This is a genomic window from Methylomonas sp. MK1, from assembly GCF_000365425.1.
GTDB lineage: Bacteria > Pseudomonadota > Gammaproteobacteria > Methylococcales > Methylomonadaceae > Methylomonas.
The window spans coordinates 2,614,718-2,628,699 of record NZ_AQOV01000001.1 but is presented as its reverse complement, the minus strand read 5'-3'; the positions used below and the strand labels follow the sequence as shown (position 1 = coordinate 2,628,699).

Below are 13,982 nucleotides of genomic sequence, written 5' to 3'. Positions count from 1 at the left end.
TTGTTTAAGCTATCATGGTGGTGATACCGTATATGGTATGCAAGAAATTATAATGGATACCAATGTTCTGTTTGCCGGTTTGTATTCCGCCAATGGCGCATCCTTTAAATTGCTGGAGCTTTTAGCAGGCGGGCAGCTACAAACAGCCATATCGACGCCGCTTTTGTTCGAGTATGAGGATGTTCTGAAACGCAACCGTTCCATGCTGCAACTGACCGATGCCGAAATAGATATAGTGTTGGATAACCTGTGCGGATTCAGTCGCCATCAAAAGGTGTATTTTTTATGGCGACCTTATTTGCCGGACCCGAAAGATGATTTGGTCTTGGAGTTGGCCGTTGCCGCCCGAGTAAACACCATTGTTACCCATAATTTAAAAGATTTTACTCGTATCGAAAAATTCGGCGTTGAAGCTATCACGCCAAAAACCTTGCTGGAGCGTTTACCATGAGTGCATTAAGTTTGAGATTGCCGGACTCCATACACCGCCATATCAAAGAGCTGGCGAGCAAGGAAGGTGTATCGATCAATCAATTTATTGCCAGTGCGGTTGCCGAAAAAGTTTCGGCCATCGCCACCGAAGACTACTTGCAGGCCCGTGCGGAACGTGCCGACAAAGCCGCTTTTCAGACCATTTTGGCTAAGGTGCCCAAGCGTGAGACCTTAGTTGGGGATGAGTTTTAGTGTTGGCGGGCAGCATAGGTCGATATAACTGTTTCGGTAGAAACTACTCGAACTCGGGCTGCTTGATTAGCTCGATGACTTATATCGGCTGGACTAATTTAGAAACTCTTCCAGCATCTTGATCCGTTTTTCCGTTAAATAGGTTTTCCAACTGGTGGCGCTGACTGCCGGGTATTTTATGCTGCCAAACTTCACCCAGGCATCGCGGTACTTGAGCCATTCCCGTTGGGTTTCCTTGATACTGTTTTGGTAGACAGTGCCCCAAGAGAAATTTTTGTCGCCAAGAATCTTTTTATAAATGGCATTTAGTTTGGCGTCGGCTTCCGCGAGCTGTTGGTCGTCAAAGTTTGGAGTATGGCCTTTTTCGAAGCTCTGTAGCGAAGCGAGAAAATCGTCTTGCAGCGAAGCCTCTTCGCCCACCGTCATGGCTAAATGGGCGGCTCCGCTGGCATCCACTTCTTTTTCCGAGCGAGTACTGAAAAAGCGATTGGCAGAGTGCTTAAGTCCATCCAAGGCTTTTTTCTCATTTTCGTTCCAGGATTTGACCATATTAGCCAGTTGCGCGGCTCTTTCTTGCTGCTGGACGCTTTCCTGATGCGATGAACAGAAGTTCATCATCATGCTGCTGGTAATGTCGTCACATAGGTCTATATCCTTTGCCTCCGCCCCCTGTTGTTTCATTTGTAGAAGGTGCTCAAGTCGGCCTTCGATCTCAGCGGGCGCGCCTTCGATCTCACAAGCCAGCTTAATGGCAAGATCGTAATTACGGGTGACGCCTTTGCCGTTGGCGTAAATCATCATCAGTGTCGCCGGGCCTTGGAACGGGCCCTCGGGGCCACGCCGCATTTCTTCATAAGCGCATGCACGGGCTTTTTGCCAATCCGCAGTTTGGCCTATCCCGTAGTAAAGCGCTTCGGAATTGCAGCCGGCGAGCGACTGAATAGTTTTGGCATCGGGTCTATCTTGCGTTGGAAATTCAATAGCTTTTACCTGCTCGCAAATTAGTTCCAGAGAAATCCGCGGCTCGGCGAAAGTTATCAGCGATACTTGGATTAGCAGCACAGACAGCAATAATTTTATCGGTTTCATGGCGTTACGAAGGATGTGGATGAAAAATGGGGCAATACATTAACCGGTAAACAGGCTTCGCTGTCAGGCACCCGGCTAGGAAGTCATTATTGCAGAGCTTTTATTTTTAGCTTAAGTTGACGGCATTGGTATAGCGCTAATTTAATCCAACAATTCCGAGATTTATTGTCCTCTATGAAGCCTTTTCTAAAGCCGACCATCAAGGCTGTGTTCGACGAGTATCCTCCGGAAATTCGCCGGAAAATGCTGGTGCTTCGCGAAGCGATCTTTGCTGTGGCGGCTAGCGAGGGTGTCGGACAACTTGAGGAAACCTTAAAGTGGGGCGAGCCTGCTTATATTACCGCCGAAACCGGATGTGGCAGTACGATCAGAATGGCGTGGAAAAAAGAAAGGCCGACCCAATATGCAATGTATTTCATCTGCACAACGAATTTGGTTGAGACGTTTCGGACGCTTTTTCCGCACCAGTTCATATACGAAGGTAATCGGGCGATTGTTTTTCAAGAAACGGAAGATGTCGATATGGATAGTCTCTCTATTTGTATCGCCGCAGCCTTGACCTATCATAGGAATAAGGGAAGAAAGCAACCTTAGGTGCGTAGTCGGCTTTAGGCTTCTCTGCCAAGGGTATTTTGCCCGGCGGTTGCGGATGGCAGGTGTCGTCGCAAAAACTCGCCAATCCGCTCTTCCACCCAATACTCCGGCCTAAGCAACGATCCACCCACAAACCCCACATGCCCGCCACCGGCGCAAATTTCCAATTGCACTTGATCGGACAGTTCGGCATTGGCCGGCAATACCCGCTCGGTCATGAACGGATCGTCCTTGGCTTGTAAGACCAAGGTGGGGACGCGGATGTGCTTTAAAAATTGCCGGGAACTGCTGCGCCGGTAGTAGTCGTGGGCGTCTTTAAAGCCGTGCAGGCCGGCGACGACTTTATCGTCGTATTGCCAGAAGGATTTGATGCCCGAGAGATCGCCTAGTTTTAGAATTCTGTCCGCTTGTTCGAGTTGACCGATGTGCTGTAAATGCCGGAGTTTTATGCGCATATACTGTTTCAGCTCGCGCAGCAGATAGTCGCGATAGAGTTTCGAGAAGCCACGATCCAGTTTGTCGGCGCATTCGTTCAATAGCAGCGGCACCGATACGGCTATCGCCGCCGATAACTCAAGCTTATCGCCTTGTTCGCCCAGCCATTTTAGTAACACGTTACCGCCCAGGGAAAAACCTATCGCCGCCATCGCTCGATTCGGAAAACGCCGGCGTAAGGTGTTATACAAAAAGTCGATGTCCTCGGTTTCGCCGGAATGGTAGCAACGCGCCAGCCGGTTCATCTCGCCGCTGCAACCGCGAAAATTCAGCGCCACGCTGGCAAAGTCGGCAGCGAGTAAACTGTGTTGCAAACCTTGGAGGTAACCGGAGCGGCTGCTACCGGCCAAACCATGTAACAGAATTACCAGCGGCCGGTCGTCATTGTCGATCCAGTCGATGTCCAGAAAGTCGCCGTCCGGCGTCTCCAGTCTCTCGCGGCGGACGCCATCTGGCGGCGTTATGCGTCGCAAAAAGGCCGGATAGATCGTCTGCAAATGCGGACTGTTCAGCCACCAGGCCGGGCGGAAGGCGTTGTGCATGCTTGTGGACCTGCTTTATAGTAGTTGTTAGGCGATAGTTGGAGAGGAATATACCTTTTGTGTCGCTAAACGCTAGCGCGAGTCTTTGCGGCGGCTGTTTCGCTGTCGCCTGTCTGAGGTTTTCCGGATTATTTCCAACCATGTTTCACTGTTCTTGATGAGTCGGCCAATTCCTATCCCCAAAACACCGGTCAAAGCTGTCCCGCCTAGCCGAGCAAAAACGGGTTCGGGGCGCAAGCCAGGCAAGCCGCGCCGCAAAACCAAGCCCTTGCGCAAACCAAATTGGTGGCTGATCGTTTTGGAAGGTTTGGCACTGATGATTGCTGCTGTGTTGGCGACGATGTTTGTGCTTGGCTACTCGGCCAGTTGGTTATCCGGTCCCGGTTTTTTTACCAGTTTGCTGCCGTTCGCGATTGGCGTGGTGATCTTGATGTTGGCAGCGGCCGCGCTATTGCTGGCGTGGTCGCGCTTGCGCGCTTGGTTGCATGGCCGGTTGGATTATTTGCCTGCCGCATTGGCAGTAGGGCTGGCCGCTTCGACCGGCTGGTTCGTGATGCACGGTGGCTACACCCAAGTCTTCACGCATTTTCGCACCTTGGTCGGCGGCAAGCAGGAAGCCGAAAAAGTCACCCTAGCCCATCAAGTGTACGCGGCGTATCGCCGCCACGGTGTCGGCGGCTTGCAAAAAATGATGCTGCGCGCCGATGCCTTTAATCCGGCGATAGTCGAGGCCGCCAAGGCATTTGATGTCGATGTCAATTTGCTGCAAGGCATCGCCGCGACCGAGTCCTCGTTTATGCCACGCGACAGTTTTGATGGCGGCAAAGGCTTGTTCCAGATTACCGCCGTGCCCAAAGCCATTACCCGCGAGGCAGCCGATGAGTTGGATGTGGCGGAAGTGCAAGTCAACGATCCCAGGCACAATGCGTTTGTCGCCGCCGCTACCTTTAAACATTATCTACAAGAAATGAACGGCGATTTGTTTTTAGGTTTACTGGCTTACAACATCGGGCCGCGCAACGGCGGTTTGCGTTTCATCATGCAGCAGTATGGCGCCACCGACTTTGTGACGATGCAGCCTTACTTGCAAACCTTGCCGCGCGATTATCCGATTCGGGTATTGTCCTATGCCCTGGCTTTCAAGCTTTATCAGCATGACGGCAAACTGCTGGCGTATGAAGAAGGCGATAACGCCATGCGGATTCAGCAGATGGGGATCCCGGGTTTGTAAGAATTCTGCCAAGTGTCAGCCTCTAGTGGCCACCCCTTACAGCCAGGAAAATTTGACTATGATGTCTTGTTGAATATGGCGAACCATGTGATGGAGCTTTTCCGATTTAACCGGGATATGTCTCAGCGGATCATGTTGGCGCAGTACGAATTCCTGAATGGCTTCATCGTTCCAGGTCTGATGGTTGTCATGCACCATACGTAGTACAGCATTCAATTTATTGGCGGTGTAAATCACATCGTCTTCGTTATCGTCATAATCCGAGTGGATCAAATCCTTTATCGCGTACTTAACTTGAGCAAGGGCATTATTTGCATCCAATGGTGTGGCTTGTCTCACGATTATTTCTCCGGCTTTCAGTTTGGGATGGCGATCACTATCACCTCAAGCCCTTAAATTAAACTTAATAAAACCGCTGATGAAAGAAGTGATGTCAAAACATGGATGAGGGCGACGAGTGCTGAGGTGCGTGGCGTTGATCAGCTACAAGATATTTATCGTCTGGATTGGACTCATAGGCTTCAACCTTTGGCTGGTCACAACGCATAACCGGCAATCCCGGGGTAATGCTGACTTTTCAGTCCAAAAGCATTTCGAACTGTTCAAGTGGTAACGGCTTGCTAAATAAATAGCCTTGAAAGTGTGTGCAGCCGTTGTCGATCAGAAACTGTTTTTGTTCCTCGGTTTCCACACCTTCGCCGATTACGTTCAGATTTAGCGTGCGAGCCATGGCAATGATAGTGCGCACAATTGCCTGATCACTGGCGTCTGTGGCAATGTCGCGTACAAAGGATTTATCGATCTTGAGTTGATGCAGCGGTAAACGCTTCAGATATTGCAGCGATGAGTAGCCGGTGCCAAAGTCATCCAATGAGAAGTAAACGCCTAGGGCATTCAATGCTGTCATTTTTTTGATGGTGTCTTCTATATCACCCAGTAACATACTTTCGGTCAATTCCAGTTTTAGCCGACCAGGCGCAATTGCATGACGTTGCACTACTGTCTCCACTTTGGCTACAAAGTTAGTTTGCTGGAATTGTTTGGCGCTGACATTGATGGACAGAACTAGATGCTTGGTTATCTCGTTTGCCTGCCATGCATTGATTAACTTACATGACGTTTCAAAGATCCATTGGCCGATGGGCAGAATCAGACCCGTCTCTTCTGCCAGTGAAATAAATTCATTTGGGAGTAGCAAGCCACGTTTCGGATGCTGCCAGCGAATCAAGGCTTCGGCACCATTAATATTCCCTAAATGATCGATTTGAGCCTGATAAAAAAGCGTGAATTGCTTATCCTCGATCGCATTGCGCACTTCCGACTCTAGGACGGCACGGGCGGAAATATTGTCCTGCATTTGTGGGTCGAAGAAGCAGATGCCGTTGCGCCCGGACTTTTTGGCTTGATACATGGCGATGTCTGCTTGTTTCAGCAGTTCGTCATTCGATTGTTGCTCTCGCCCATTGAAAAGGACGATACCAATACTAGGAGTATTCCTGTAGGGATGTTGGCCCAACTGATACGGCTCATTGAGTGCTGCCAGGATCTTATTGGCAATAAATTCAGTTTTTTCGGCCGCTTCCATGGCATGTTCGCTCAGATCTTCAAGCATGACAACGAACTCATCCCCGCCTAAACGGGCAACGGTGTCGCATTCTCGAACGCAGCTCGTAAGGCGCGTTGCCACCTGTTCAAGTAACAGGTCGCCAATGTCGTGACCCAAGGTATCATTCAAGGTTTTGAAATTATCGAGATCCAGAAACAGCAAGGAAGCGGTTTTTCCGTTGCGCATACTGGAATTGACGGCCTGTTTGAGCCGGTCGGAGAGCAGGCGACGATTGGGCAGGCCTGTGAGCGGATCGTAAAACGCTAGGTTTCTGATCTCGGTTTCTGCAGCTTTAATCTGGGTGATGTCGGTGAAAGTAGCCACGTAATTGGTCACCGTGCCTTTGCTGTCTTTCACTGCCGTAATGTTAAGGTATTCAGGAAAAACGTTCCCATCTTTTCGCCTGTTCCATATTTCACCTTCCCACATGCCCTGAGTATTGATGGATTTCCACATGGCATCGTAGAAACTTGCATCGTGCCTGCCTGATTTAAGTAGGCGAGGATTTTGGCCGATGACCTCTTCTTGGCTGTAGCCCGTGATTCTTGTAAAGGCGGAATTTACTCGTAAGATCAATTCATTGGCGTCCGAAACCAGCATGCATTGCTGCGAATCGAAGATGGTTGCAGCGATGCCAATCTCCCGCTCTGCGTTTTTACGATCAGTAATGTCTTCAACCATAGCCGTTAAATAATCCACTTCTTGATTGGGTTTGCGAACACATCCCGCTACCAATTTTGTGGGTATGATTTTGCCCGTCCTGCTTATAAAGCGTTTTTCTAAGCTATAGCCATCAATTTCATTCGCTAGTACTCTGTTGAATTGTTCTAAATCGGCAGCCAAGTCTTCTGGATGGGTTAACTGCGCCCAATTCATGCTTTGCAATTCTTGTTCCGAATACTCCAGCATGCGACACAAACAATTATTCACGCGAATCCAGCCTTGGTCGGGTGAGGTAATCGTCAAGCCCACCAGGTTTAATTCGTAAAAGGATCGAAGTTGTTGTTCTCGCTCATTCAAGCTGTCCAACATGACGTTAAACTGTTTGGCCAGTCTGGCGGCTTCATCAGTGCCGGAAAGTGCCACGCGCATATCGGCACTTCCGGTCTGCACGGCGTCAGCTACTTTTTGGATGGCATAAAGTCGACGGGTCAGAATACGGCTAGTCAGTGCGACTAACAACACACTCAAGCCGATGGCTGCCAGCACATAACTGAAGGCACTTTGTTTTATAGTGGCTAATTGGGAGGTGAAAGACTCAAGATTTAAGCCGATCCGGACCCAGCCCACATGCTTTTGGCCCAGTATGATGGGGGTGATGACGTCAAGCGATCTTGCGGTCCGTTTCAAAACAGGCTCAGCAATACCCTGAGGCAGGTCGTTCAGATAAAGGCCAATCTTGCTGGGGTCATTGTGGGCTAATATATGGCCCGACAGGTCAAGCACGATAACGTAAGTTAAATTGGGATACTTTGAGGCGCCCAGGACGATTTCTTGCAGGCCACTAAAATCGCGGGACATCACCCATACCGCCGAGGATGTTGCCAAACTGCTGGCAAGGGCGCTACCTTGTTCGTAATTGTGCGCCAACTCGAGTTTCTCTTGGCGTCTAGTCGTATCCCAGACGAATAGAGACATCATCATGGAAACAGTGATCGTCATGCCAACTATCAATTGCTTGCGGAGGTTGCCAAATAATAGATTTTTCAGTTTACCCATGATTATTGAAGCTCCACCGGGCGCACGTCTTTCTCAAAGCGCTTGATATAGTCAGCCACAACCGCGTAGCTGGCATCGTCGGCGGCCTGGAATCTGGCAGTGCCCATGTCTGAAAGGATGATTTTTCCCTCCGGCGACTGAGCCAAATCAAGCAGTGATTTTCTGACGTATTCGCGAACGCTTTCCGGCACATCATCCCGCACCATTACGGAATTATTAATCAGCGATGGGGTTTCCCAGATTAACTTGAGTTGTGCTGCTTCTGTTGGATGGTCTGTTTGAAATGATCGCCAGGGTGGCGGCCATGTGGCGCCCGCTGCAGAGTTACCCAGATAGACATTCATTATCGATGATTCCTGCGAACCAACGTAAATATTCTGAATGTCTCGATTAACATCGATGCCATGTGCATAAAGAAAATATTGCGGCATGATGGCGGCCGCCAATGCGGAGGGTGAAGGATAGCTCACAACCTTGCCTTTTAAATCGCTAGGTTTTTCAATCCTGCTGTCCCGCCGAACGATAAAGATACCTTTGAAGTCTTCTGCGCTGCCTGCCATTGCTATGACGTGGTATCCAACCTTCTGTGCCTGGAGGGTTTGCCAGGGATTGGGCAGCAAAAACGCGGGGCTACGTTCACGGAATTTTTGCTCGTAGGCTTGGTAATCGCGGGAGGCTTCCAGCTCCAATCGCACGCCCTGCAATTGGCTATTGAGATGGTCGATAAGAGGCTGATAGGTCTCGCTAAGCTTTTCAGGGTTATGCAGGGGATGAATGGCAAAGCGATAGATTGGCGCGTTCGGCTCCAAAGGGCTGCTGGAATATTGCAGGGGGGTGTCCTCGGGAATTTGTTGCTCACAAGCCGTCAATTGAAAAATGATAAATAGGCCTACAAGTGTCAGCAAAACATTCATATCTGTATACGTATTTGATCTTGATACTGGGTAAAAAATAAGGGCTAGAGAATTTCCCATATGCCATAGCTTGCTATGACAGCCATTTGCCTGATAGCCGGCAATCAAATGACGAATTCTTCTTTCAATTTACTATTTATTATTGGCTGCTTGCCAATCAATCATAGATGCAAGCTTTAAATTCCGAATTTCCTGGAGAGGAAATTTTTTTCAATTGGATGTGCGCAAATCATTTATTGCGAGTTCCCAACAGATAATCAAACCCCGGCCAGGTGACGCACCAGTTACCGGAGCCTGGTTGGGTATGATGTTGGTAGTGCCAGGGTAAATGCTGTTTAGCCCAGTCCGGATCGAGATGAGCCTTGCGATGCCGATGGTAATAAAGCGTCAACGAGCCGTACAAACCCATCACGAAAGCCGGCCAGTACCAAAGTATCGGCAGATGCGCCAATACAATCGCGGCCAACACCGCCAATTCCTTGGTTTGTGCATTCCAGGTCGAAAAGTCCAACTGGCGATAGCCGGGGTCCAGCATATGGTGTTTGGCGCATATCGCATGGTGCTCATACCAATGGTAGGCCCAGATGCTGCCCGGCTGTTTGCCTAAACGATGCAAGATGAATTTGTGCATTAGCCATTCGCCGAGATTGGCGTACAGCAGAGCTAATATAAGTTGCAGCGTCATTGAGAGCATGGATGTGTTTGTTCGACGGATGGCGAGGCGTTTATCTTCGCCCGGTTTACCGTATCCGGCATAGTTGTTTTAAGCGCAAGCTTTGCTCAGCAGCAAGTTGTCCTCGTTTTTAATTGGATTTTAATCAATTCCGCCCCGGCAAATTTCAAAAACTCTGCTAAAAATTAAAGCCATTATTTGATTGAGGCACGGAATTTAGCCGGTTAGTTTGCTGACTATCGCTTTTTCGATTTTTATAGGCGAATAGCTTCACAAAATCGACTTGCGTACAGTAGACCTATGTACTAGGCTATGCTACCGCTCAAGTAGGGGAGGAGAAATGGCTTCGTACCGGGGAGTAACCGGCGCGCTTTTGGCGTTGGAATCGTTCTTGACCAGCAGATTGCCTGCCGAGCTGAGCAGCGAGCCCACCAATGCCCAAGCAAAACTGTTGGGTAGCGCCGACATCGCCAATATCCTCACCGGCAACCTGCTGGGTATCTACCTGCACCGAATTACCATCGATCCGCACGGCCGGCAGCGCTCCTTTGCGCAGCGCGGCAGCGATCAAAGCGCTCCGCAGGCCGAGCTGCCAGTCAATCTGCATTTCCTGTTAATCGCCAACGCCGCCAGCGCCACCATCGAAGCCGACTTGCTGAGTTGGGCGATGGTCGAGCTCGCCAACCAATGTCAGCTCGACATCTCGCATATTCAAGACATCGACGACGAATGGGGCCAGGCCGAAGTGCTGAATATCGCCCCGGACGAGATGACTACCGAAGATTTGATGCGCATCTGGGATGTCTTCAAATCGCCTTACACCAGCACCGTACCCTATGTGGCGCGCACGGTGCGCTTGCGCTTGCAACGGCCGCGTTCGGAAGGACCGCCGGTTTCGACGCGGATATTTCCCGGAGGCACGGTATGAAAGCCGTCAAAGTTCTGGAAACTAATGTTCTTTACGCCAGCGACGTGATCTATTGGCTGGACGGCAGCAGCGCCGCACAGGAAGCGGATATGCGGCGGCTGAGCGAAGCCGTTGTTTTGCAACTCGATACCCGTCCCGCCGATCTGCAATTTTTACACACGCCAGGCAAAACGGCCTTGTGGCGGCGCTCGGCCGGCAAAACGGTGCAAGGCCCGCCCAGTGAGGCGGACAAGCTGCGTCCGGCAGAAGCAGCTTACGTCATTGCCGGCTCGGTGGCCGACAGTCAACGCCGCTATGTCCCGCGCCGCTTCGAGATTCAAGCCGGCAATGCCGCCGGGCACAGCGTAGTGCTTTATCCAACACCTTTCGGTACCAAACTCGGTCGCGGCGGCGGATTGCGCGGCACACTACGATTTGCCGGTAGTAATGCGCCGGCCGTTTGGGCGTTGCTGACACTGACTGTCAATCTGGGCGTCGGCGGCAATTTGATCTGCCGCGCCCAAGCCGACGCCAACGGCGATTTCATCATCGCGATGCACCGCTTGCCGCCCTTGCCGGAAGGGGTAACCGAGTACACCGCCACACTAAATATCCGCGCTCTTGCCGCTGCCAATGCCGCCGACGCTATCGATCCGGACGATCTAGTAGCGATGACACTGGGGGCGTTGAATACCGACAACAGCTTTGCCGCCGAGCTTGCCCTGGCCGTGGTGCCCGGCGAAATTGGTTTAATCCGGTCCTTTAATCGGGATCATCTCGCCGTTCAACCCAATTGAGTCAAACATGAGTTGAGTTCGTTCTTTAAACGCTGGTCCACATAAAAATTAAGGAGGGGAGCATGCCTGAATATCTTGCACCGGGTGTGTTTGTAGAAGAAGTTAGCTTTCGCGCCAAATCGATCGAAGGGGTGGGGACCAGCGTTGCGGCTGTGGTCGGTCCCACGCGTTTCGGGCCGTTGCGGGGTAATCCCGAAGTCGTGACTAGCTTTGGCGAATTCACCCGCATCTACGGCGATATCCAAGATCTCACTCTGGCTGGCGCAGCGGTTCTTAACCATACCGCTATTGCCGCGAAAGCCTTTTTCGACGGCGGTGGCAAACAGCTCTATGTGTCGCGGGTCGGCAATTTTCCGCAAAACGCGCCAGGTTTGTCCGCGCGTTCTGTGCCAAACGTGCTGAGCTTCAACAGCCGCTTTCCGGGAACGATGGGCGATTTCACGCTGGAAGTGCTGTGGCGCGATAGCGAAAACCTGCTAAAAACCGAGGCTACTTCGGCGCCCGCCGAAGGCGAAGAGGTGTTTCTGAATGCCACCGGCTTGACCAATGCGGTGCGCTCGGCTGGCATCGCCGCGCAATTTCCGGATGAACGTTTCCCTTTGAATGTTCGCGCATTGGTGCGACGCGAAGGCAATCATTTTGTCATCGTCGACAACCGCTGCGAACTGGATACCGCCGACGATGTCGCGGCGGGCGGCACTGCTTTGCGTCCAAACGGTCAGGCCGACGGCAGTCAGGGCGTATTGATGACGGCCGGCTTGGTGAACGGTCCCGGCGTTTCGGTGAGCTATACCCGGGTGTTTGCGAAAAACCCCAGCAGCGGCTCCTTGGCTAACGGCACGTCGGCGGTGTTAACCCTTAGCGCGGAAACCAATTTGTCGGTGTATACCGGCGCGGCGCATTGGGGCACTCTAACCGCGTTGCGCGGCACGCTGAATGCGGCCGGCAGCGAGTTTGTGGTGGACGGCGGCGGTTTGAATGCGGGTGTCAACGCCGACATCACCCTGCCTTTAGCGGCTTTGGCCGCTGCACCGAATACGGTGCGGGCGGTGGTGGTGCAGCGCAATTTCGATATTTCCGTGCATACCGGCGGCCGCGACGGTCCGGTGATTTACAGTTACGGCGATATTTCCAGCGCCCCCGACGCGAAAAACAGCCTCAGCGCAATGCTGCCTGTCGCTCCCGACAAACGTTACGACCAATTGACCAGTCCGGTCAGTTGTACCCTCAGTGCCGGGATTAGCGGGGCCGACGTGGTAGCAGCCTTGTACAGTCTGTTTGAAGCGGATGGTTTAAACCCCGGTCCGATGTCGGTCCAAGGTCCGCGCTATTTGATTAACCTGTCCGGCGGTAGTGATGGCAATCTACCTGTGGCTTTGCATTACGGCGGCGTGGAAGACGAGGTCAACGGCAGCAGCGGTTTCGTGGCCTTGGAAAATATCGAGGATGTGTCCATCGTAATGACCCCGGCCGCCGCAGCCGATGCCGTCAACCATCAAGCCATCGTCGCCGAAGTGCAAAAACACTGTCTGAAAATGCGTTATCGGGTCGGCATTGTCGATAGCCGCGACGGCATGGCGCTGTCGGAAATACGCGAGTTCCGTTCCAACTTCGACGATTCGCGGCTGGCACTGTACTACCCCTGGGTGGTCATCGCCGATCCGCGCGGTCTGCTCAGTACTATCAACGTGCCGCCGTCCGGCTTCGTCGCCGGCGTCTATGCCAACACCGATGTGCAGCGCGGCGTGCATAAACCGCCGGCCAACGAACCGGTGATCGGCGCCTTGCGTTTTGCCCAGGAAATCAACCGCTTCCAGCAGGAGTTGCTGAATCCCAACGGCATCAACTGTCTGCGATCATTTCCGGGACGCGGGCATCGGGTTTGGGGCGGGCGGACTTTGTCCAGCGATCCGGAATGGAAATACGTCAACGTCCGCCGCTACTTTTTGTACCTGGAACGCTCCATCGACAAATCCACGCAATGGGCGGTGTTCGAGCCCAACGGCGAGCGCTTGTGGGACAACATCCGCCAGACCGTGGAAAGCTTTTTATACAACGAATGGGTCAACGGGCGGCTGTTGGGTAGTGCTAAAACCGCTTATTTCGTGCGTTGCGACCGCAGCACGATGACCCAAAACGATCTGGACAACGGCCGCTTGGTCTGCGAAATCGGCGTGGCGGCTTTGAAGCCGGCCGAGTTTGTGATTTTCCGCATCGGCCAAAAAACCGCCGACGCCTGAACCCTGGACTGGAGATAAACCATGGCTACATATCGCGAAACGCCCTATGGGGTGTTCAATTATCTGGTCAACCTGGGCGACGGCAGCGAAGGCGAAGTGCAGGGCGGCTTTTCAGAAGTATCCGGGCTGAACGCCGAAGTGACGGTTGCGGAATACCGTAACGGCAACGAAGCGGTGAACTATGTGCGCAAGATTCCGGCCATCAACAAGGCCGGCGATGTGACGCTGAAGCGCGGCGTGATCGGCGCGGAAAACATTTATAACTGGCTGGAGCAAATTCGCGGCGGCGATGTGACCGCCAAGCGCGACGTGGTGATCAAGCTTAAAAACGAAGATCCCACCAGCGCCAGCGCTGTAGTCACCTGGAAACTGGTCAGGGCCATGCCGATCAAATGGACCGGGCCGACATTAACGGCCAAGGGCGGCAGCGATGTGGCGATGGAAGAGTTGGTGCTCTCTGTAGAAACCATCATCCAAAGCTAGGCGGAGCG

Annotated in this window: 14 protein-coding genes; 8 read left to right on the top strand and 6 right to left on the bottom strand. The window is 52.1% G+C overall.

The window, feature by feature from the left end; translation table 11 throughout:
* The first annotated feature begins 52 nt into the window (after positions 1 to 52).
* Both G006_RS0112470 and G006_RS0112465 read left to right on the top strand, forming a co-directional pair.
* Positions 53 to 451: a putative toxin-antitoxin system toxin component, PIN family gene (locus G006_RS0112470; protein WP_026603171.1), complete on the top strand. Its 399-nt coding sequence runs from the start codon at positions 53 to 55 to the stop codon at positions 449 to 451.
* Positions 448 to 684, top strand: a complete 237-nt coding sequence (locus tag G006_RS0112465) for a toxin-antitoxin system HicB family antitoxin (protein WP_020483527.1) — start codon at positions 448 to 450, stop codon at positions 682 to 684. The genes G006_RS0112470 and G006_RS0112465 overlap by 4 nt, the downstream gene beginning before the upstream one ends.
* A gap of 93 nt (positions 685 to 777) precedes the next feature.
* Here G006_RS0112465 and G006_RS0112460 read toward each other — a convergent pair whose 3' ends face one another.
* Positions 778 to 1,773, bottom strand: coding sequence for a lysozyme inhibitor LprI family protein (locus G006_RS0112460; RefSeq protein WP_020483526.1), 996 nt, complete (start codon positions 1,771 to 1,773; stop codon positions 778 to 780).
* 174 nt (positions 1,774 to 1,947) lie between these two features.
* Between G006_RS0112460 and G006_RS0112455 the strand changes: the two genes are divergently transcribed.
* Positions 1,948 to 2,367 carry a DUF1801 domain-containing protein gene (locus tag G006_RS0112455; protein WP_020483525.1) on the top strand — a complete coding sequence of 140 codons (420 nt, stop codon included), beginning with the start codon at positions 1,948 to 1,950 and terminating at the stop codon, positions 2,365 to 2,367.
* Between the two features lie 14 nt (positions 2,368 to 2,381).
* Here G006_RS0112455 and G006_RS0112450 read toward each other — a convergent pair whose 3' ends face one another.
* A complete protein-coding gene (locus G006_RS0112450; RefSeq protein WP_020483524.1) occupies positions 2,382 to 3,404 on the bottom strand; it encodes a hydrolase in 1,023 nt (340 codons plus the stop codon).
* Positions 3,405 to 3,561: 157 nt separating this feature from the next.
* Here G006_RS0112450 and G006_RS0112445 point away from each other — a divergent pair, with 157 nt between their 5' ends.
* Positions 3,562 to 4,635 carry a lytic transglycosylase domain-containing protein gene (locus G006_RS0112445; protein ID WP_020483523.1) on the top strand — a complete coding sequence of 358 codons (1,074 nt, stop codon included), beginning with the start codon at positions 3,562 to 3,564 and terminating at the stop codon, positions 4,633 to 4,635.
* A gap of 36 nt (positions 4,636 to 4,671) precedes the next feature.
* On the opposite strand, the gene G006_RS0112440 is transcribed toward G006_RS0112445, so the two are convergent.
* The 4 genes from G006_RS0112440 to G006_RS0112425 form a co-directional block, all read right to left on the bottom strand.
* Positions 4,672 to 4,974: a hypothetical protein gene (locus G006_RS0112440; RefSeq protein ID WP_020483522.1), complete on the bottom strand. Its 303-nt coding sequence runs from the start codon at positions 4,972 to 4,974 to the stop codon at positions 4,672 to 4,674.
* A 238-nt stretch (positions 4,975 to 5,212) separates the two neighbouring features.
* Complete coding sequence (locus G006_RS27105; protein WP_020483521.1) at positions 5,213 to 7,960, bottom strand: EAL domain-containing protein; 2,748 nt, start codon at positions 7,958 to 7,960, stop codon at positions 5,213 to 5,215.
* A gap of 2 nt (positions 7,961 to 7,962) precedes the next feature.
* A complete protein-coding gene (locus G006_RS0112430) occupies positions 7,963 to 8,874 on the bottom strand; it encodes a phosphate/phosphite/phosphonate ABC transporter substrate-binding protein (protein WP_020483520.1) in 912 nt (303 codons plus the stop codon).
* A gap of 229 nt (positions 8,875 to 9,103) precedes the next feature.
* The gene (locus G006_RS0112425; RefSeq protein ID WP_020483519.1) at positions 9,104 to 9,559 is read right to left on the bottom strand and encodes a sterol desaturase family protein; all 456 of its coding nucleotides are present in this window, start codon (positions 9,557 to 9,559) and stop codon (positions 9,104 to 9,106) included.
* Between the two features lie 328 nt (positions 9,560 to 9,887).
* Here G006_RS0112425 and G006_RS0112420 point away from each other — a divergent pair, with 328 nt between their 5' ends.
* The 4 genes from G006_RS0112420 to G006_RS0112405 all read left to right on the top strand — a co-directional run bounded on the left by G006_RS0112420 (position 9,888) and on the right by G006_RS0112405 (position 13,974).
* A complete protein-coding gene (locus tag G006_RS0112420; protein ID WP_020483518.1) occupies positions 9,888 to 10,475 on the top strand; it encodes a DUF4255 domain-containing protein in 588 nt (195 codons plus the stop codon).
* Positions 10,472 to 11,251 carry a hypothetical protein gene (locus G006_RS0112415; RefSeq protein ID WP_020483517.1) on the top strand — a complete coding sequence of 260 codons (780 nt, stop codon included), beginning with the start codon at positions 10,472 to 10,474 and terminating at the stop codon, positions 11,249 to 11,251. Before G006_RS0112420 ends, G006_RS0112415 begins: the two co-directional genes overlap by 4 nt.
* A gap of 62 nt (positions 11,252 to 11,313) precedes the next feature.
* Positions 11,314 to 13,491 carry a phage tail sheath family protein gene (locus tag G006_RS0112410; RefSeq protein WP_020483516.1) on the top strand — a complete coding sequence of 726 codons (2,178 nt, stop codon included), beginning with the start codon at positions 11,314 to 11,316 and terminating at the stop codon, positions 13,489 to 13,491.
* 21 nt (positions 13,492 to 13,512) lie between these two features.
* The gene (locus G006_RS0112405) at positions 13,513 to 13,974 is read left to right on the top strand and encodes a phage tail protein (protein WP_020483515.1); all 462 of its coding nucleotides are present in this window, start codon (positions 13,513 to 13,515) and stop codon (positions 13,972 to 13,974) included.
* Positions 13,975 to 13,982 lie beyond the last annotated feature (8 nt).